Below are 19,083 nucleotides of genomic sequence, written 5' to 3'. Positions count from 1 at the left end.
GTCCTGCTGCACCAGGATGGGGCGCCAGGCGGCGCAGTCAGTCGCGCCGCCAGTCCCGGCGCAGCTCGTCAGCAGGATCGACACTGCGATCCACGTCGCGGTCCACCGCATCGCGCAACTCCCGTGCGCGCGCCGCGCGCTGTTGTGTCCGTGCCTCGGCCAGGGCGCGCCCGTCGCGGCGCCCGGCCCCGTAGAGCGCCGCCAGCACCGCGAGGGCGGCGCCGATCGCCGCGATCCATCCCGCCGCGCGCGACCAGGCGGCTGCCAGCAGCGCGGTCATGCCGGCCGACGCAGCCGCTGCCAGATGAAGTAGCCTGCCACACCCAGCACGATCAGCGCCGCGACCCAGGGTGCGAGGTTCTGCAGGGCGGAGAGCGCCGGCGCGGCCTGCGCGGCGGCCTCGGCGATCGGCTGCACCACGGCGGTGGCGGCAACGCCTGCCGCGGCGGTGCCGGCGGCCGCGCGGACCGTGCCGCTGCGCACCGCGGCCACGCGGCCCTGCGGCGCAACACCCATCAGGCGCAGCCCGGCGTCAATCGTCGCACCGCCATAGGGGTTGCCGCCGATCTCGTGATGGATGATCGCCTCGACCAGCGGTCGCAGGTCGGCATGGCTGTGCAGGTCGAGCACGGCGCGCGGATGCCGGTCCATCCGCCGCGCGACGGCGGCGATATAGGCTTCCGTGTCGTTCTCGTTGCCCGGCGCCCAGCGCGAGACGATGCCGCGGATGGTGCGCAGCCCGTGCCGGTCCTGGTAGGTGGTGAGCAGCGCGGCCAGCGCGCGGATGCCGTATTCGTGGCTGACGAAGCGCGCGAAGCGCGCCCGTCCGCCGCCGGCCGGCGCGGGCTCCAGCGGCGGATCGGCCAGGCCCTGCCAACGATTGGCCGGCACGTGGTCGATGTTGCCGGGGTTGCGGTTGCGAAAGCCGCGGGTCTGGCGCGGGTCCATGGCGGTGGCTCCTTCGAAGGGGATGCATGCGCGCGCGCTTCCGGGCATCCTGCGCGCCGGTTCGGCGACAGGAGGGCCAGGGTGCGGGCGGCGGTTGCGATGCTGGTGGGGATGGCCTGGTGCGGCGGCGCGGCCGCGTCGTGTATCCATGTCGTCCGCCACAACGAGGCGCGCGACGACGCGCTGGCCTTTACGGCCGGGCTGCAGCGGGAGGTCCGCATGCCGATCGACCGCGGCGGGTCCTGCACGCCCGAACTGCATGTTAGCTTCATGGTGGTGGAGCTCGCCATCATCGCCGGGCGGGCGGGGCAGGGGTTCCTGGTGACCTACGCCGTGGTGGACGAACGCAATGCGGACCTGCGGCCCAACATGGGCGCGACCTGGGCGCGCGACCGCACCCAGGCGCTGATCGATGCGGGGCGATCGGCGGGCGGGGGCATCCGCAACCGCATCGCTGCGGAGTAGCCATGTACAAACGGCACGAGCGCGAGACTCGTGCCGGGCGCCCGAATGGGCGTCACGCCGGAACTGTGCGTCCGCACGATGCCGGCAGGCCGGCGTCGGAGCGGCACGAAATGGTCATGCCAGCGGTCGATCAAATCGGCCGCTGGCGTCAGTCCGCCAGCACCGTCAGGCTCTCGGCCGGCACCGTGATGGTGCCCGCGGCACTGAGCGTGGCAGGCGTGCCGAGCGTGCCCCAGGCGAGTGCATTGCCGCCCGCCACAGCATCGTACAGCCCCACATGTGTGAGGGTGCCGACGCCGGTGGTGAAGGCGAAGCGCAGCGGCGCGGTGTTGCGCTGCGCGCCGCTGCCCGTGAACGTCACGGGCTGGCGCGCATAACCCGATGCGGCCGCCGGCTCGCCGGACAGACCGGCGGCGTCGGTACCGCCGGTGCCCAGGCCCGCCCAGGCCGCGACGGGCAGGGAAGGCTGACGGCCCACCAGCGCGCGGGCGAGCAGGTTCTTCGCGTAGTCGGTCAGGGATGCCATGGCTGTGGTGTCCTTCGCTGTCCTGGATGCTTCAGCTCACCACCGCGCCGTCCGGCCAGCGCCAGGCGGTGCCGTCGCTGATCGCGAGCCGCTTGTTCGCCGTGCCGTCCGACACGTAGATCACGCAGCGCACGTAGGTCGCGGCCGCGGGCAGCGTCGCGACCGTGTAGCCGGGCAGCTGCAGCGGGTTCGATGCGGTGACCGCGGCCGCCCCCTTGGCCGAGAGCTGCAGCGCGACGTTGGTGTCGCTGCCCTGCGAAATGATCTGCGGTGTGCCGCCCGAGGCGGTCGCGTTGACCCGCACGAAATTGCCCGGCGTGCCCGTCGCGTTCACCTCGAAGGCGGTGGCGGAGCGCGTCTGCAGGCGGACCGTGCCGGTGCCCTTGGCGGCGAGGGCGATGCCGATGTTTGCATCGGTGCCCGCGACCGCCAGGCTCGGCGTGCCGGCGGCCACGGTGCCGGTCGCGATGACGCGGTTCACCGTATTTGCCGGCGTGGTCACGCCGAAGCCGTGCGCGCCCGACGTGGCGCCGAGCGTCACGGTCCCGGCCGAGGTGGCGCGGAACACCTCGACGCCCGCCGCCACCGCGGCGATGTCGGTGGCCGAAGGTGCGAAAAGCCCGGTCGCCTCGCTGCCGACCATCACGCCGGGGCGGTCGGCGCGCCCGGCCGGGCCGGCCAGGGCGACGAAGGAATTGGTGCCGCTGTTGACGAGCGGCCCGCCATTGCCGCCGCCCAGCAGGGCAGGGCTGCCGAGAAACACCGCGTTCGGCGTGCCGACCGGCACGTTGGCGACGTGGATCGCGGCGGAGCCGTCGTTCAGCCGGTTGTAGAACTCGGCGCGGAAGGAGAAGATGTCGAGGCGATTGCCGGTGCCGTTGACGCGGATCGAATTGCTTTCGGCGTCGTCGATGCGCAGGTTGCCGATCTGCACGCGGGCGTTGTTGCCGTCGATACGGATCCCGCCGCCCCCGACGTAGGCCGCGCCACCAGAATTGAACAGCTCGGACTGGGTGGTCATGTTGGCGATCTGGCCGGCCACGCCGTTGCCGTCGATCCAGACGCCGTATTGCGTGAAGTCCGAATAGTACTTGCCGATATAGAACTTGCGCGCGGTGCCCGAGGCCGAGGTGCTGAATCGCAGGCCCGACCGCGCGCCGAACAGGAACAGGTCGTCCATGAAGATGCCGTCGACCCGGCGCAGCACGATCGAATCCTGGTTCTGCTGCTGCCAGCGCACCACGTCATCGGCGGCCGATACGAAGGGCCAGAAGTGGACGTGCTGCAGGCGCCCCGCATCGAAGCCGCGGTCGATCTCGATGCCGGTGGTGTAGACCTGCCCGCGCAGCCGCTGGATATTGAAGCGGCCGGAATTGTCGATCCAGATGCCGCGGTTGATCGCGCACAGAAACACATTGTCGAAGTCGATCGCGCCGAGGCAGTCCTGCACGCGGAACACGAAGTCGTAGTCGGTCGGCGCCCAGCCCGGGCCGACCGGCGCGGTATGCGTCTGGCGCACCGCCAGGTCGCGCACCACCGACCCGCGCGATGCGATGCCGGTGAAGGTGAAGGGTGTGAAGCCGGTCTGGTTGATCGTGAGCCAGGTGCCGCTGGCGACGTTCGGGCCTTCGGTGAAGCCCGCGCCCTGGAAGATGATGGCGGCGTTGTTCACCACGATGGGCGTGCTGATGCGGTAGGCGCGCGCGCCGAATTCCAGCACGCCGCCGCCAGTGGCGGCGAGCGCGTCGACCGCGGCCTGGATGGCCGGCGCGTCATTGGTGGTCCCGTCGCCCACCGCGCCGAAATCGCGCACATGCGCCGGGCGGTCGGCCAGCAGCCCGCTGCGCAGCTGCGCGAGGGTCGTGCGGCGCGTCACCGCGCCAGCGCCACTGCCCTGCACGACCGGCAGGATGTCGGCATCGGCGGTGGCGGTGACGGCGGGCAGGGCGCTGATCTTGGTGTCGGACATGGGGTCTCTCTCGTTGCGATCGGGTGACGGGGAGGCGGGCGGGGCGGTGCCGCGGGCTGCTACAGCAGCAGCAGCGCGTCGTTCTCGAGCCGCAGCCGGCCGCCGGTCTCGAGCAGCAGCTTCGGCGGGAAGGTCACCGCGAAGGGCGGCGAGAGCGCGAGCAGCGTCGGGTCGGCGGTCTCGGCCACGCGCAGCCGGTACCCGCCGCCCGGCGGCGGCACCGCGAAGGTCGCGCCGGCGCGCCCGCCGGCCACCGGCACGGTCTGCGGCGCCGCGGCAGTGGCGCCGCCGCTGGTCAGCAGTGTGAAGGTCACCTGCGTGAGCGGGCCGATGATGGTGGCGCCGGCGGCGAGCGTCTCGCCCTCGAACAGCAGCTCGCCGATGGTATCGAGCACGATGGCGCGTGGGGCGGCGATGGCGGCGAGGTCGATATCCGCGACCAGGCTTGCCGATCGCAGCAGCGTCGGCGCGCCGCCCGACCCATCCACCGTGACGCCGCCGCCCACCAGCGAGCCGCCGCGGATCGGCACCAGCGCCGTGGCATCCGCGGCCTGCACGATGACGATGTCGCCGGGCTGCAGCTGCGCGCCGGCGGGCGCGAAGTAGCCGGGTGCCAGCACCGTCGCGCGCAGGTCCTCCGTGCGGTAGTGCCACAGGGTGAAGCCGTTCGCGGAGGTGAGGGCCGAGAGGCCGAGGGCGGAGAATGGCATGCATGGCTCCTCGTCCCGGCAGGCGGGCGCGCGAAGGCGCCCGCCTGCCGGGTGTTTTGGATCGGGCTGTCGGGACAGGGGGGGGGCGGCGTCGGGGAAGCGGACGCAATTCGCCCCTTGGTGGGGATCGATTACAGGAAGTTCAGCCCATATGTCAAGGGAAATAATCCTATGACACGCCAGCCCCGGAGAAGGGGTGGCAGGGCGACGGTGCGTGGCTAGACTTGCTGCTCCGCCGCCCACCCGCCCGAGGACCCGCGCCGATGTTCCGACGCCTGCTGCCGCTGCTCGCCCTGCTCGCCTGCGCAGTCCCGGCGGCAGCGCAGGAGCGCGTGCTGAACGTCTACAACTGGTCGGACTACATCGACCCCTATGCGGTGGCGCGCTTCACCCGCGAGACCGGCATCCGCGTGCGCTACGACGTGTATGACAGCCTCGAGACGCTGGAGGGCAAGCTCAGTGCGGGGCGGTCGGGCTACGACATCGTGGTGCCGACCAGCGAGCCGACCTTCGCGCGCCTGGTGCGCGCCGGCGCGCTGCGCCCGATCGACCGCGCGGCGGTGCCGAATTGGCGCAACCTGGACCCCACCTTGATGGAACGCGTGGCCGGCATCGACCCGGACAACCGTCATGGCGCGGTGTATCTGTGGGGCACGGTGGGGCTGGGCATCCGCACCGATCGCGTGCGCGCGGCGCTCGGCCCCGACGTAGCGCTCGACAGCCTCGACATCCTGCTGCGGCCCGAGAACGCGCAGCGCCTGGCGCGCTGCGGCATCATGGTGATGGATAGCCCCACCGACGTGCTGCCCTCGGTGCTGCGCTGGCTGGGCCGCGACCCCAACAGCAACGCCGCCGAGGACCTGCGCGCGGCCGAGCAGGCGCTGATGGGCATCCGCCGGCATGTTCGCGCGATCAACGCGTCCTCCTCCATCCTTGATGCGCTGGCAACCGGGGAGGCCTGCGTCGCGATGACCTATTCCGGCGATGTGATCCAGGCGCAGGCGCGCGCACGCGAAGCGAACCGCGGCGTGCAGGTCGGCTACGTCATGCCGCGCGAAGGCGCCCAGCTGTGGTTCGACATGCTGGCGATCCCGGCTGATGCGCCGAACCCCGAGGCCGCGCAGGCCTTCATCAACTTCCTGCTGCAGCCCGACGTGATGGCCGGCATTACCAACCACGTGCGCTACCCGAATGCGGTCCCCGCGAGCCGCCCGTTGGTGGACGAGGCGGTGCGCAACGACCCCAACGTATTTCCCCCGGCCGAGGCGCTGGCGCGCACCTTCGTCGCCGGCACGCCCCCGCGCGAGGCGGAGCGCGCGCGTACGCGGCTCTGGGCACGCTTCAAGGCCGGGCGCTAGCTTGGGCGAACCGATTCAGGGCTCCGCGTCCTCCGGCCCTCCAGTCATCGGGCCGCCGGGTCGTCTGGGCGGGCCGATTCAGACCTCCGGGCCCTCCGGCCCTGCGGCCATCGGACCGCCGGCGTTGCTGCGCGCCGAGGCGCTGACCAAGCGCTTCGGTGCAGCGCTCGCCCTCGATGCGCTCGACCTCGAGATCGCGCCGGGCGAGTTCTTCGCGCTGCTCGGCGGGTCGGGCTCGGGAAAGTCGACGCTGCTACGCATCATCGCCGGCTTCGAGGCACCGGATTCGGGGCGCCTGCTGCTGGACGGACGGGACCTGCTGGGCACGCCGCCCTGGGCGCGGCCGGTCAACATGATGTTCCAGTCCTATGCGCTGTTCCCGCACATGAGTGTGGCGGACAACGTGGCCTACGGCCTGCGCCGCGCACGCACCGCGAAGGACGAGATCGCCCGGCGCGTCGCCGCGGCGCTGGCCATGGTGGGGCTGGACGGGCTCGGCGCACGGCGGCCGCACCAGCTCTCGGGCGGGCAGAAGCAGCGCGTCGCACTCGCGCGATCGCTGGTGATGCGCCCGCGCCTGCTGCTGCTCGATGAACCGCTCGGCGCGCTCGACGCCGGACTGCGCGAGCGCACCGGCTTCGAACTGCGCGCCCTCCAGCGCGAGACCGGTGCCGCCTTCGTCATGGTCACGCATGACCAGGAGGAGGCGCTCGCACTCGCCGACCGCGTCGCCGTGCTGCAGGCCGGGCGTGTCGCGCAGGTCGGCCCGCCGCGCGCCATCTACGAACGCCCCGCCTCGCGCTTCGTCGCGCGCTTCCTCGGCGCAGCGAATGTGCTGGAAGGCCGCGCGACGGAGGGCCGCTTCGACAGCGCCGAGGCCGGCGCGACCTTCGCTGGTGAGATACCGCCCTGCACGGTCGCGGTCGCGCTGCGGCCCGAGCGCATCGTGATCGCCCCGGGCGCGCAGGGCCCCAACACCGCCACCGGCGTGGTCGAGGACGTCGCCTTTCGCGGCGATGAGTCCCTGCTGGTGGTGCGCCTGTCCGGCGGCGCCGCCCTGCGTGTCGCGCATGCCGAGGAGGACGGCACGCCGCCGGACCGGGGGGCCTCCGTGACGCTGGCCTGGGACGCTGCATCCGTCGTGGCGCTGCCGGCGTGAGGCGCGCGCTACTGCTCGCCCCGGCCTGGGCCTGGCTGCTGCTGTTCGTGGCGGCACCCGCCGGCATCCTGGTCGCGATTGCGTTGGCCGAGGCCGATCCCGGCCTGCCGCCATTCCGCCTCGCGCTTTCGGGCGCCGGTTTCGCGACGCTGGTCGAGGATGCCTACTACCTCGATGCGCTGCTCGCGGCGCTGCGCGTCGCTGCCGTCACGGCGCTGCTGTGCCTGGCCATCGCGTATCCCATGGCGATCGGCATCGCGCGCGCCGCGCCGCGGCGGCGCCTGCTGCTGCTGGCCGCGCTGATGCTGCCCTTCTGGACCGGATTCCTGCTGCGCATCGGTGCCTGGATCGGGCTGCTGCGCGACGAGGGCTGGATCAACGGCGTGCTGCGCGGCGCGGGCCTGATCGAGGCGCCGCTGCCGCTGCTGTATACCGAGGGGGCGATGCTGGCGGGCATGGTTCACGCCTATCTGCCATTCGCAGTGCTGCCGCTGTTCGCGGCACTGCTGCGGCTCGACCCGACCCTTGAGGAAGCGGCGGCGGACCTCGGCGCGCGACCGGCCACCGTGTTCCTGACCGTGACGCTGCCAGCCACCGCACCCGCCGCCGTCGCGGCCTTCCTGCTGGTGTTTATCCCGGCCGCGGGCGAATACGTGATCCCGGAATTGCTCGGCCCGCCGGAGGCGCAACTCGTGGGCCGGGTGCTGTGGCAGGAATTCTTCCAGAACCGCGACTGGCCGGTGGCGGCGGCGCTGGCGGTGGCGCTGCTGGTGCTGCTGCTGGCCCCCATCCGGCTGTTCCAGCGCATCGAGGCGCGGCCATGAAGCCCGGCCTGTTCCTGCGCGCGGCGATGGCGGCGGGCTTCGCCTTCCTGTGGCTGCCGATCGTGCTGCTGGTCGTCTACGCCTTCAGCGCCGACCGAATCCCGTTCCAATGGGGCGGCTTCTCGCTGCGCTGGTTCGAAGCCCTGGCGCGCAATGAACGCCTGGTGGAGGCGGCGCTGCTCTCGCTGCGCGTCGCGGCGGGGGCGGCCACGCTCGCGGTGCTGCTGGGCGGGGCGGCGGGCTGGGCGCTGGCGCGCTTCGGCCCTTTTCGCGGTCGCGCGGCCTTCGGCGCGCTGATCGGCGCGCCGCTGGTGCTGCCCGAGGTCGTGACCGGCCTGTCGCTGCTGCTGCTGTTCGTGGCACTGGAAGGGCTGACCGGCTGGCCGGCGGGGCGCGGGGCCACCACCGTGCTGCTGGCGCATGCCACGCTGGGCGCGGCCTTCGTGGCCGTGGTGGTGCAGGCGCGCCTGGCGGAGGCCGACCGCAGCCTCGATGAGGCCGCGATGGACCTGGGGGCGACGCCGCTCGTGGCCTTCCGCACCGTCACCCTGCCGCTGGTCGCGCCCGCGCTGGCGGCGGGGTGGCTGCTGGCCTTCACCCTCTCGCTCGATGATGTGGTCATCGCATCCTTCGTCTCGGGGCCGGCGGGAACAACGCTGCCGATGGCGCTGTTCTCGATGCTGCGGCTGGGGTTGACGCCGGAGGTGAATGCGCTCGGCGCCGTGGTGGTGCTGGGGGTGGGGGCGGTGCTGGGCCTGGCCGCGTTGCTGCTGCGTCCGCGCGGTGGCGCACCACACTGAGCTGCCCGTGCACGGCGATGCTGGCATTCGCCCGCGGGCATGGCCATGCTGCGGCACGGCGGCGCCGGCATGGCCATCCGCCGCGACCATCCTCGGGGGACATCGTGCGCCATCTTCTCCATCACGGCCGGACGGCCGTCCTGTCCGCCCTTGCGCTGGTGGTCGCCGGCTGTGCGGCCGACCTGCCGCAGGGGCCACCGCCGGCCGATGCGGTGCCGCCGCCGTCCCTTTTCGCCCTCTCGCCCGGCACGCCGGTGGACGGGACGGCGCGTATCACGCTGACGCGCGGGCGCGGCACGGCCACAGGCGTGCTCGACACCAACGGGCAGCGCTTCCGCTTCACCGTGACCGGCCTTGCGACACAGGGCGCGATGCCCGCGCGCATGACCGTCACCGCGCAGGTCTATGGCCTGCAGCGCACCAACGATTTCGCAGGCACCTATCGCGACGTGGGCAATGCCGCCTCCGACCTCGATGCCGCGCTGCGGCTGGGCAACGACAACCTGGTGCTGATGGTCGTGCGCGGGTCGGGGCAGGGGATCGGGCTTGGCGTCGCGCAGGGCGGTGCCGTGGTGGCGCTGCAACCATGAGGGCCCCGCGCGTCCTGGCCGCCATCGTCGGCCTGGCGCTGGGCGCCTGTAGCCTCGATGTCCGGATGAACGAACCGCTGCCCATGACGGCGGCCGGGCAGCCTGACTTCGCCGCGAACTACGGCGTGGGCGACTATGCACAGGCCATGGCGGACGGCAGCGCGGACTGGCCGGCAGCGCGCAGCGACCTGCTGATTTTCGTGGCCTTCTCGGGCGGTGGCAAGCGATCGGCGGCCTTCGCGCATGGCGCGCTGCGCGGGCTGCGCGCCATCCCGGTGCGCCCTCCCGGTGCCGCCGGCTGGACGATGCTGGACGACGTCGACTACATCTCGGGCGTGTCGGGCGGCAGCTTTCCCGCGGCGCATTACGGCCTGTACCGGGAGCGCCACTTCGAGACCTTCGACCAGGACTTCCTGAAGCGCGACATCAACGCCTTCATCTACGGCATCTACCTGTTCCCCTGGAACTGGGACTGGCTGGCGAACCCGCTGGTCGGCACCAACGACTACATGGCGCAGGTCTACGACCGGCTGATGTTCCGCGGCGCCACCTTCGCCGACCTTCGCCGGCGCGGGCCGCCCATCGTCTCGGTCAATGCGACCGACATCACCAACGAGGTCTCGTTTCCCTTCCTGGGCGGCAGCTTCGGTGCGCTGTGCTCGCACCTCGACAGCTTCCCGATCGCGCGCGCGGTGGCGGCGAGCAACGGCTTCCCCGTACTGTTCAGCCCCATCACGATCGAGAGCTACGCCGAGCGCTGCCGCGGCGCGCGACCGCCCAATGCGCCGCCGGCATCGGCCGCCGCGCCGGCCAGCCTGACCTCGCGCCGGGCCGAACTCGCGCGCGTCATCAACGTCTACGAGGACCCGCGCCAGACCCGCTTCGTACACCTGATGGATGGCGGCATCGCCGACAATTTGGCGCTGCGCGGGCTGCTGAACGTCTTCATCGGCCTCGATTCCGGCTCCAACCTGTATCGCGAGGCGGCGCGGCGCACACGGCGCATCCTGGTGCTGAGTGTCGATGGCGAATCGGCACCCGACCGCAGCCTCGGCCGGCAGCGGGTGGTCAGCGGTCTCGGCCAGATCTTCGGCGCCGTCAGCGGCACGCAGATCGACGCCTACAACTTCGAGACCCTGGCTGTGACCACCGACCAGGTGGCGCATCTGGTGCAGGAATTCCGCCGCATCCGCTGCGCCGAGGGCCGCGTGGTGAACGGGCGCCCCTGCGCCGACGTGCAGGGGCAGGTGGTGCATGTGGCGCTGTCGGCCATCGACGACCCGACCTGGCGCGCGCGGCTCGGGGCCATCCCGACCGGGCTTACCATTCCCGATGCCGACGTGGATGCGCTGGTGCAGTACGGCGAGCAACTGGTGCGCGAGCACCCGGTGGTGCGCGCCACGGCCGCCGCGGCGGGCGACAACCCCGTGCCGGGCTCCGCGCGCGCGCGACGGTAGGCGCCGCCGCTTCGGCACCGGGCGCGGGCGCGCGATGCGGCACGGACCGCCCCGCCCGCGGGCCGCAAGGGCAGTCTGCGCCCGCCGAAGGCCGCGCTGGTGTCCGGCCAGCCCGTTGGCATCGGCCGTCGTGACATGGTGGGAAACCCTGCGGGGCGGGTGGGGCAACGCTGCCTGATTCCGACGAGCCTTCGCCCGCTGGGGCATGGCATGATGGGCTATGCCCGCACGATGCCTTGCCCTGCTGCTGCTGCTCCTTGCCGGTTGCGCCGAACGCTGGGAACGCCCCGGCGCCACCGAGGCCGAGTCCGACGCCGCGCAGGCGCAATGCACCGCGCTGGCCACGCGCCAGGTGCCGCCGGCCATGGTCTGGACCCAGGTCGCCGCCGGCTATTGGGTGCCCCCCGAACGCCGCTGCCGGACCGGCCGCGACGGCACGCGGGAATGCGACTACCGCCCGGGACGCTATGTCCCGGCCCGCTTCGACTGGGTCGACGTGAACGCCCAGCCGCGCCGCGAGGCCCGCAACGCCTGCCTGGTCGAGAACGGCTGGACCTATGAAGGGCTGCGCCCGCTGCGGTTGAACTGACGCGGCGGGTTGATGGCCGGGGGGCGCGGGATTAGGGTCCGGCGCCTTCCCTGTAACGTCCCGGGCCCGCCATGAACCTGATCGCTGACCGCCTGAACCGCATCTCGCCGTCGCTCACCATCGCCATGACGGCGAAGGCACGCGCGCTCAAGGCCGCGGGGAAGGACGTGATCGGCCTGTCCTCCGGCGAGCCCGATTTCGACACCCCGCGCAACGTCAAGGATGCCGCCATCGCGGCGATCGAGCGTGGCGAGACGAAGTATACCGACGTGTCCGGCACGGTCGCGCTGCGCCAGGCCATCTGCGACAAGTTCAAGCGCGACAGCGGCCTCGACTACAAGCCCGAGGAGATCCTGGTCGCCACCGGCGGCAAGCAGGTGATCTTCGATGCGCTGGTCGCCACCATCAACCCGGGCGACGAAGCGATCATCCCCGCCCCCTGCTGGGTGTCCTATCCCGACATCGTGCAGCTGGCCGAGGGCACGCCGGTGATCGTGCAATGCGGCCAGAACGCGGGCTTCAAGATGACCGGCGAGCAGCTGGAAGCCGCCATCACGCCCAAGACCAAGTGGCTGATCCTGAACAACCCCTGCAACCCGACGGGCGCGGCCTACAACGCCGCCGAGCTGAAGCAGCTGACCGACGTGCTGATGCGACACCCCGACGTGTGGGTGTTCACCGACGACATCTACGAGAAGCTCGCCTATGACGGCTTCAAGCCTGCCACGGTGCTCGAAGTGGAACCGCGCCTGCGCGATCGCACGGTGACGATGAACGGCTGTTCCAAGGCGTACGCGATGACCGGCTGGCGCATCGGCTTCGCGGGCGCGCCGGTGCATCTGATCAAGGCGATGGACAAGCTGCAGGGGCAGTCCACGTCGAACACCAGCAGCATCTCCCAGGCCGCCGCCATCGAGGCGCTGACCGGCCCGCAGGAGAGCATCGAGGCGATGCGCGTCGTGTATGAGCGCCGCCGCAACATGGTGGTCGAGATGCTGAACCAGGCGCCTGGCATCCGCTGCCACAAGCCCGAAGGCGCGTTCTACGTGTTCCCCGACATGAATGGGTGCATCGGCAAGACCACCGCCGGCGGCAAGACCATCAACAGCGATGAGGACTTCACCATCGCGCTGCTGGAGGAAGCCGGCGTCGCCACGGTGCATGGCGCAGCGTTCCTGAGCCCCGGGCATTTCCGTATCTCCTACGCGACGTCCGACGAGGCGCTGCGCGAGGCCTGCACGCGCATCCAGAAGTTCTGCGCGTCGATGACGTGATGCTGTCCCTGCGCCCGGCGGTCGAGGCGGATTTCGAGCCGCTGCTCGACCTCTCGGTGCGGGTGCTGCGGGCGGACCTCGAACGCCTCGACCGCTTCCTGCTGAGCCGGCGCCGGGCGCGCATGCGTGCTGTGTTCGACGCGGGCGCGCTGCGCGTGATCGAACAGGGCGGCGCGCGGGTGGGGTGCATCGGCATCGAGCACGCGGCCGACCACATCGCGCTGCATTCCGTCTACGTCGAACCTGCCGCGCAGGGGCGGGGCCTCGGCGCCGCCGCGGTCGCCGCCGCGCTGGCCGGCGCGCCCGACCTGCCGATCCGCATCGAGGTGCTGCGCGACAGCCCCGCCCACCGCTTCTGGGAACGCCTCGGCTTCGCCAGGGTGGGGGAGGAGGGCGTGGACTGGCTCTATGAACGCCCCGCGCGCCTTGGCGGCGCGCCGCCCGCGGCCTAGGTTGCCGCCAACGCCAAACGCACCAACCGACACGGAACAGACAATGCCCGCCCTTGCCGAACGCCTGAAGGATGTCTCCCTCTCCGCCTCGGTCGTGATGACCATGAAGGCGCGCGAGCTCGCGGCGAAAGGCATCAAGGTCATCAGCCTCGGCACCGGCGAGCCCGATTTCGCCTCGCCGCCGCATGCGATCGAGGCGGCGCACAAGGCGGCACTGGCCGGCGACACCAAGTACCCGCCGCAGGACGGCACCAAGGAGCTGAAGGAAGCCGTCCAGCGGAAGTTCAAGCGCGACAACAACATCGACTACGCGCTCGATGAGATCATGATCGCCAATGGCGGCAAGCAGTGCATCTACAACGCCCTCATGGCGACGGTGGATCCGGGCGACGAGGTGGTGATCCCCGCCCCCTACTGGATCTCCTATGCCGACATGACGAAGGTCGCCGGTGGCGTGCCGGTCACCGTCTCCTGCCCGCAGAACAACGGCTTCAAGCTGCGCCCCGAGGACCTGGAAGCGGCCATCACGCCCAAGACCAAGTGGGTGATGCTGAATTTCCCGAACAATCCGACCGGCGCCGCCTGTTCGCGTGAGGAGATGAAGGCGATCGCCGAGGTGCTGAAGCGCCACCCGCATGTCTGGGTCATGACCGACGACATGTACGAGCACCTTGTCTATGACGGCTTCGAATTCTGCACGATCGCCGAGGTCGCGCCCGAGCTGAAGGACCGCACCCTCACGGTCAACGGCGCGTCCAAGACCTACGCCATGACCGGCTGGCGCGTGGGCTTCTGCGGCGGGCCGAAGGCGCTGATCAAGGCGATGGTGAACATGCAGGGGCAGGCGACCTCGGGCATTTCGACCATCGGCCAGGCCGCCGCGGCCGCGGCACTCGATGGCCCGCAGGACCTCGTTGCCGAGCGTGCCGCCATCTACAAGCAGCGCCGCGACCTGGTGGTGGACATGCTGAACGCCGCCCCGGGCATCGCCTGCCACAAGCCCGAGGGCGCCTTCTACGTCTTCCCGAACATCGCCGGCTGCCTCGGCAAGACCACCAAGGGCGGCAAGCGCATCCAGACCGACACCGACTTCGCCCTGGCGCTGCTCGAGGAAAAGTACGTCGCCGCGGTGCAGGGCGCGGCCTATGGCATGTCGCCCTACCTGCGCATTTCCTACGCGACCGACACCGAGAGCCTTCGCGAGGCCTGCGCCCGCATCCAGGACTTCTGCCGGGAGCTGACTTGATCCCAGCCGATCACCCGCAAGGCGCAGGCGCCCTGGCGCCGAGCATCGGAGGTCTGAACCGGATGGGTGCGCCTGAGCTGCGCCCCGCGCGCGACGACGACGCCGAGGGCTTCATCGCCCTGATCGGCGACTGCTGGGCGGAATACCCCGGCTGCGTGCTCGACGTGGATGGCGAGGTGCCGGAACTCCGCGCGCTCGCGACCTATTTCCGGGAGCAGGGCGGGGCTCTCTGGACCGCGGAGCAGGGCGGGCGCGTCATCGGCATGGTCGGCACCCGCCCGCTCAACGACGATGACGCGGCCTGGGAGATCTGCCGCATGTATGTCGATGCCGCCGCGCGCGGCGTCGGGCTCGCGGCCGACCTGCTGCGCACCGCCGAGGACCACGCGCGCGCCGCCGGTGCGCAGCGCCTGGTGCTGTGGACCGACACGCGCTTCACCCGCGCGCATGGCTTCTACGAGAAGCTCGGCTATGTCCGGCAGGGGTCGATCCGCATCCTGGACGACATCTCGAACTCGCTCGAATTCCGCTACGCAAAGCCTGCCACGGGGCTGGTGGTCGAAGCACTGGACGCCGCCGCGGCCGCCAGCGCCGAGCGGCGTCTCGCCGACCTGCTGGTGGCCTGCGTGGCGGAGGATGCCTCGCTGGAATTCCTGCCGCCGCTGCCGCGCGACCGTGCCATCGCCTTCTGGAAGCAGACCTCGGCGGCGGTGGCGGCAGGCTCGCGCGTGCTGCTGGTGGCCTGGCGGGATGGCGTGATGGCCGGCACGGTCACGCTCGACCTCGCCACCGCGCCGAACCAGCCGCATGTCGCGGCCATCCAGAAGCTGCTGGTGGATCCCGCCGCGCGGCGCGCGGGACTCGGTCGTGCGCTGATGCGCCGGGCCGAACAGGCCGCGCGCGGGCATGGGCGGTCCATCCTGAGCCTCGACACGCGCGTGGGCAGCGCGGCCGAGGCGCTGTATCGCGCGGATGCCTGGCAGGGGCTCGGCCGCATCCCTGGCTTCGAACTGGATGCGCAGCGCCGCCCCTGCGACACGGTGTTTTTCTGGAAGCCGCTCTGACGACGAAGGGCACGCCCATGATCAGCCCCGCCTGGTGCCGCATGATGGCGGCCTACAATGCCGAGATGAACCGGCGCCTCTATGTCGCCGCCGACACGTTGGGCGATGCCGCGCGGCGCGCGGATGGCGGTGCTTTCTGGGGGTCGATCCATGGTACGCTGTCGCACCTGGTCTGGGGCGACACGATCTGGATGAGCCGCTTCGACGGCTGGGACCCGCCCTCGGTCGGTATCAAGGACAGCGCGCGCCTGATCGAGGACTGGGCCGCGTTGAAGGCCGCGCGCGTGGCGGCCGACGCGCGCATCATCGACTGGGCGGGGCGACTCGACGATGCGCGGCTGGCGGGCACGCTCACCTGGTTCTCGGCGGCGGCCGGGCAGGAGCTCACGCGGCCGCTCTGGGTGCTCATAGGGCATGTCTTCAACCACCAGACGCATCATCGCGGCCAGGTGCATGCGCTGCTGACGCGCGCGGGCGGCGCCACCGGCGACACGGACCTGCCCTGGGTTGTGGACCTGCAGGCGCCCGGGATTCTTGCGTGAGACGGAACGCGACGCAGCGCCGCGCCGGCGGCTGAGCGCGACCTACCGGCGCAGGAAGCCGTCGAGGCGCGCAAGCACGTCGTCGGGCGCTTCCTCCGCCAGGTAGTGGCCCGAAGCGACCGCTCCCGTCTCAAGACGCCCCGCCGCATAGCTGCGCCAGATTGCCGCGGGGTCGTACCATTTCGGCAGGCTGCCCTTGGCACCCCACAGTGCCATCAGCGGGCAAGTGACCTTCACGCCGGCATCGCGCGAGGCGCGGTCGTGCTCGAGGTCGATGGTCGTGGCCGCGCGGTAGTCCTCGCAGATCGCCTCGATCGTGCCCGGTTCGTGCAGCGCGGCCAGGTAGTCGGCGCGTGCCTCGGGTTGGAAGAAATCCTTCGGCTTCGGCTCGCGCGAGGTGTGGAAGTCGAACCAGGTCTCGATGTCGTTGCGGATCATCGCCTCCGGCCCGGGGTGGCGCTGCGCCAGGAAGAACCAGTGCCAATAGCCCATGCCGAATTCCATGTCGGCGCGTTCGAAATGCTCGAGCGTCGGGATGATGTCCATGGTGCAGAGCCGTTCCACCGCCCCCGGGTGGTCCAGTACCAGGCGATGCGCCACGCGTGCGCCACGGTCATGCGCCACCACCTGGAAATGCTCGTGCCCCAGCGTGCCCATCAGCGCGGCCAGGTCGGCCGCCATGGCGCGCTTGGCGTACGGCGCATGGTCCTCACTGACCGCCGGCTTGTGCGAGAAGCCGTAGCCCGTGAGGTCCGGACACACCACGCTGAAGTGCTGCGCCAGCACGGGTGCGACTTTGTGCCACATGGCGTGTGTCTGCGGGTTGCCGTGCAGCAGGAGCAGGGGCGGGCCATCGCCGCCGCGGCGCAGGCGGAAGCGCTTGCCCGCGGCCTCGTGGAATTCCAGCGTGAAGCCTTCGAAGAACATCGGCGCCTCCGGTTGACCGCCCCGCGGGACCGCGCAAGCCTGCGCGCCATATCCATTCCCGAGGGGAGCGAAACACATGTCCGACGACCAGGCGCTGTTCGACAAGGGCCTTCCGATCCGCCGCGCGGTGCTCGGCCCGGAGTATGTCGATTCTTCGATGGCGAAGGCCGACGAGTTCATGATGTCGTTCCAGCGCGCCACCACCGCCTGGGCCTGGGGCTGGGCCTGGGGCGACCCGACGCTGGACCGCAAGACGCGCTCGCTGCTGAACCTCGCGATGCTGACCGCGCTGGGCAAGATCCCGGAGGTCAAGCTGCATGTGAAGGGCGCGCTCAACAACGGCATCACGGTCGACGAGATCAAGGCGACGCTGCTGCACGCCACCGCCTATTGCGGCATCCCGGCCGGCCTCGATGCCTTCAAGGCGGCGCATGAGGTGCTGATCGCCGAGGGCGCGATCCCGGGGAAGAAGTGATGTCAGCGCCGATCAAGCGCGTCGGCTTCGTCGGCATCGGCAACATGGGTTGGCCGATGGCGGCCAACCTGGTGAAGGCCGGCTTCGAGGTGACGGTCTGCGACGTGGTGCCCGGCCGCGCGGATGCCTTCGCGGCCGAGACCGGGGCCAAGGCCGCCGCGACTCCCGCGGACGCTGCGGCCGGCGCCGACAGCGTCGTCACCATCGTCCCCACCAGCAAGCAGGTGGGCGAGGCGGTGGAGGCCATGCTGCCCGCGCTGACCAAAGGCACGCTGGTGATCGACATGACCTCCGGCCAGCCTGGCCGCACGCGCGAGATCGCGTCGATGCTGGCCGGCCACGGGGTCGCGATGGTCGACTGCCCCGTCTCGGGCGGCGTGCCGCGTGCCAAGACCGGGCAGCTCGCGATCATGGCGGGCGGCGCGGAAGCGGATCTCGACCGCGCTGATGCCGTGCTGAAGGCCATGGGCACCTCCATCCATCGCTGTGGGCCGATCGGTGCCGGGCAGGCGATGAAGGCGCTCAACAACCTCGTCAGCGCCGGCGGCTACCTGATCGGGATTGAGGCGCTGCTGATCGGCCAGCGTTTCGGCCTCGACCCGGCCAAGATGGTCGATGTGCTGAACGCCAGCACGGGCATGAACAATTCGACGCAAAAGAAGTTCAAGGAGTACGTCCTGTCGCGCCGCTTCGACGCGGGCTTCGGGCTCGACCTGATGGTGAAGGACCTGTCGATCGCGCTCGAGGTCGGGCGCGAGACCACGACACCCACGCCGTTCGCCGCGCTGTGCCGGGAGATGTGGGCCTCGGCCGCGGCGCTGCTGGGGCCGGGCGCGGATCACACCGCGGTGGCGAAGCTGTCGGAGCAGCTCGCGCACACCGAACTCGGGGGGAACAAGGCGCCATGACCTGGGAAGCCTACGCCATCCGCTACGGGCGGCACGACCGCACGGCGCAGACCAACCATCTGCTGCCGCTGTCCGACCCGCACGAGGCCATGCCGCTCGACTATTACGTCTGGCTCCTGCGCGGGCCGGAGGGGCGGGAGATCGTGGTCGATACCGGCTTCGATGCGGAACTGGCCACGAAGCGCGGGCGGAAACTGTCGCGCGCGGTGGGGGACTGCCTCACCGCCATGGGCACCGACCCGACGCGCGTCCAGGACGTGATCATCACCCACCTGCATTACGACCACGCCGGCAGCCTGAACATCTTTCCCGCGGCGCGCTTCCACCTGCAGGAACGCGAGATGCACTTCGCCGTTGGCCGCCACATGTGCGTCCACGCGATCCGCATGCCCTTCGAAGCGGAGCACGTGGTCGCGATGGTCCGCGCGCTCTATGCCGACCGCGTGGAATTCCATGATGGCGATGCCGAGATCGCGCCGGGTGTGTCCGTGCACCGCGTCGGCGGCCACTCCGACGGGCTGCAGGTGGTGCGCGTGCAGACCGCGCGCGGGCCCGTGGTGATCGCCTCGGACGCCATGCACTTCTATGCCAATGCCCTGTCGGGCAACCCCTTCCCGATCATCTTCGACCTGGGTGCCATGGCGGCGGGCTGGCGCACGGCAAAGAAGCTGGCGGGTGGCGACGACAGCCGCGTCATCCCCGGCCACGACCCGGCGGTGCGCGACCGTTTCCCCCCGGTGCCGGGCCAGGATGGCGAGGTGGTGGCGCTGCACCTGCCGCCGCGCGGCTGACCCGCGGGG

The 19,083-nt window shown here is 71.2% G+C and carries 22 protein-coding genes; 16 read left to right on the top strand and 6 right to left on the bottom strand.

All coding sequences use genetic code 11. The features are described 5' to 3' along the window. Window positions 1-37 precede the first annotated feature (37 nt). Entirely contained in the window at window positions 38-280 is a 243-nt protein-coding gene (locus tag MWM08_RS16945) for a hypothetical protein (protein ID WP_244407683.1), read from the bottom strand. After that, window positions 277-948 (bottom strand): structural protein, encoded by a 672-nt coding sequence (locus tag MWM08_RS16940; RefSeq protein ID WP_244407682.1) that lies wholly within the window; start codon window positions 946-948, stop codon window positions 277-279. The genes MWM08_RS16945 and MWM08_RS16940 overlap by 4 nt, the downstream gene beginning before the upstream one ends. A gap of 81 nt (window positions 949-1,029) precedes the next feature. On the opposite strand from MWM08_RS16940, the gene MWM08_RS16935 reads away from it, so the two are divergent. Then, entirely contained in the window at window positions 1,030-1,413 is a 384-nt protein-coding gene (locus tag MWM08_RS16935; protein WP_244407681.1) for a hypothetical protein, read from the top strand. Between the two features lie 148 nt (window positions 1,414-1,561). Here MWM08_RS16935 and MWM08_RS16930 read toward each other — a convergent pair whose 3' ends face one another. From MWM08_RS16930 to MWM08_RS16920, 3 genes are read right to left on the bottom strand one after another with little or no spacing between them, the layout of a single operon-like run. Continuing rightward, a complete protein-coding gene (locus MWM08_RS16930; protein WP_244407680.1) occupies window positions 1,562-1,939 on the bottom strand; it encodes a phage tail fiber protein in 378 nt (125 codons plus the stop codon). 31 nt (window positions 1,940-1,970) lie between these two features. Continuing rightward, entirely contained in the window at window positions 1,971-3,908 is a 1,938-nt protein-coding gene (locus tag MWM08_RS16925) for a glycoside hydrolase family 55 protein (RefSeq protein WP_244407679.1), read from the bottom strand. A gap of 59 nt (window positions 3,909-3,967) precedes the next feature. Beyond that, window positions 3,968-4,618: a hypothetical protein gene (locus MWM08_RS16920; RefSeq protein WP_244407678.1), complete on the bottom strand. Its 651-nt coding sequence runs from the start codon at window positions 4,616-4,618 to the stop codon at window positions 3,968-3,970. Between the two features lie 263 nt (window positions 4,619-4,881). On the opposite strand from MWM08_RS16920, the gene MWM08_RS16915 reads away from it, so the two are divergent. From MWM08_RS16915 to MWM08_RS16860, 12 genes are all read left to right on the top strand, one after another. Next, window positions 4,882-5,976, top strand: coding sequence for a polyamine ABC transporter substrate-binding protein (locus tag MWM08_RS16915; protein ID WP_244407677.1), 1,095 nt, complete (start codon window positions 4,882-4,884; stop codon window positions 5,974-5,976). Window positions 5,977-6,100: 124 nt separating this feature from the next. After that, window positions 6,101-7,135, top strand: coding sequence for an ABC transporter ATP-binding protein (locus MWM08_RS16910; RefSeq protein ID WP_244407676.1), 1,035 nt, complete (start codon window positions 6,101-6,103; stop codon window positions 7,133-7,135). Then, entirely contained in the window at window positions 7,132-7,959 is an 828-nt protein-coding gene (locus MWM08_RS16905) for an ABC transporter permease (RefSeq protein ID WP_244407675.1), read from the top strand. Before MWM08_RS16910 ends, MWM08_RS16905 begins: the two co-directional genes overlap by 4 nt. After that, complete coding sequence (locus tag MWM08_RS16900; protein WP_244407674.1) at window positions 7,956-8,759, top strand: ABC transporter permease subunit; 804 nt, start codon at window positions 7,956-7,958, stop codon at window positions 8,757-8,759. Before MWM08_RS16905 ends, MWM08_RS16900 begins: the two co-directional genes overlap by 4 nt. 104 nt (window positions 8,760-8,863) lie before the next feature. Further along, a complete protein-coding gene (locus tag MWM08_RS16895; RefSeq protein WP_244407673.1) occupies window positions 8,864-9,349 on the top strand; it encodes a hypothetical protein in 486 nt (161 codons plus the stop codon). After that, window positions 9,346-10,806, top strand: coding sequence for a patatin-like phospholipase family protein (locus MWM08_RS16890; RefSeq protein ID WP_244407672.1), 1,461 nt, complete (start codon window positions 9,346-9,348; stop codon window positions 10,804-10,806). The genes MWM08_RS16895 and MWM08_RS16890 overlap by 4 nt, the downstream gene beginning before the upstream one ends. A 220-nt stretch (window positions 10,807-11,026) precedes the next feature. Further along, complete coding sequence (locus MWM08_RS16885; RefSeq protein WP_244407671.1) at window positions 11,027-11,395, top strand: hypothetical protein; 369 nt, start codon at window positions 11,027-11,029, stop codon at window positions 11,393-11,395. 71 nt (window positions 11,396-11,466) lie between these two features. Further along, window positions 11,467-12,669 (top strand): pyridoxal phosphate-dependent aminotransferase, encoded by a 1,203-nt coding sequence (locus MWM08_RS16880; RefSeq protein WP_244407670.1) that lies wholly within the window; start codon window positions 11,467-11,469, stop codon window positions 12,667-12,669. Beyond that, on the top strand, window positions 12,669-13,121 hold the full coding sequence (locus tag MWM08_RS16875; protein ID WP_244407669.1) for a GNAT family N-acetyltransferase: 453 nt from the start codon (window positions 12,669-12,671) through the stop codon (window positions 13,119-13,121). The genes MWM08_RS16880 and MWM08_RS16875 overlap by 1 nt, the downstream gene beginning before the upstream one ends. A 43-nt stretch (window positions 13,122-13,164) precedes the next feature. Then, complete coding sequence (locus tag MWM08_RS16870; RefSeq protein WP_244407668.1) at window positions 13,165-14,367, top strand: pyridoxal phosphate-dependent aminotransferase; 1,203 nt, start codon at window positions 13,165-13,167, stop codon at window positions 14,365-14,367. Window positions 14,368-14,429: 62 nt separating this feature from the next. Beyond that, window positions 14,430-15,431, top strand: coding sequence for a GNAT family N-acetyltransferase (locus MWM08_RS16865; RefSeq protein WP_244407667.1), 1,002 nt, complete (start codon window positions 14,430-14,432; stop codon window positions 15,429-15,431). Between the two features lie 17 nt (window positions 15,432-15,448). Beyond that, window positions 15,449-15,973, top strand: a complete 525-nt coding sequence (locus tag MWM08_RS16860; RefSeq protein ID WP_244407666.1) for a DinB family protein — start codon at window positions 15,449-15,451, stop codon at window positions 15,971-15,973. 42 nt (window positions 15,974-16,015) lie between these two features. On the opposite strand, the gene MWM08_RS16855 is transcribed toward MWM08_RS16860, so the two are convergent. Continuing rightward, window positions 16,016-16,900: an alpha/beta fold hydrolase gene (locus tag MWM08_RS16855; protein WP_244407665.1), complete on the bottom strand. Its 885-nt coding sequence runs from the start codon at window positions 16,898-16,900 to the stop codon at window positions 16,016-16,018. A gap of 76 nt (window positions 16,901-16,976) precedes the next feature. Between MWM08_RS16855 and MWM08_RS16850 the strand changes: the two genes are divergently transcribed. Genes MWM08_RS16850 through MWM08_RS16840 form a run of 3 tightly spaced genes read left to right on the top strand, consistent with a single transcriptional unit; the run spans window position 16,977 to window position 19,074 of the window. Next, the gene (locus MWM08_RS16850; protein ID WP_211869430.1) at window positions 16,977-17,375 is read left to right on the top strand and encodes a carboxymuconolactone decarboxylase family protein; all 399 of its coding nucleotides are present in this window, start codon (window positions 16,977-16,979) and stop codon (window positions 17,373-17,375) included. Next, entirely contained in the window at window positions 17,375-18,283 is a 909-nt protein-coding gene (locus tag MWM08_RS16845; RefSeq protein WP_244407664.1) for an NAD(P)-dependent oxidoreductase, read from the top strand. Before MWM08_RS16850 ends, MWM08_RS16845 begins: the two co-directional genes overlap by 1 nt. Further along, window positions 18,280-19,074, top strand: coding sequence for an N-acyl homoserine lactonase family protein (locus MWM08_RS16840; protein ID WP_244407663.1), 795 nt, complete (start codon window positions 18,280-18,282; stop codon window positions 19,072-19,074). The genes MWM08_RS16845 and MWM08_RS16840 overlap by 4 nt, the downstream gene beginning before the upstream one ends. The last annotated feature ends 9 nt before the right edge of the window (window positions 19,075-19,083 follow it).

Source organism: Roseomonas fluvialis, assembly GCF_022846615.1.
GTDB lineage: Bacteria > Pseudomonadota > Alphaproteobacteria > Acetobacterales > Acetobacteraceae > Neoroseomonas > Neoroseomonas fluvialis.
The sequence above is the reverse complement of the archived record's forward strand: the minus strand, read 5'-3'. Positions and strand labels throughout refer to the sequence as shown.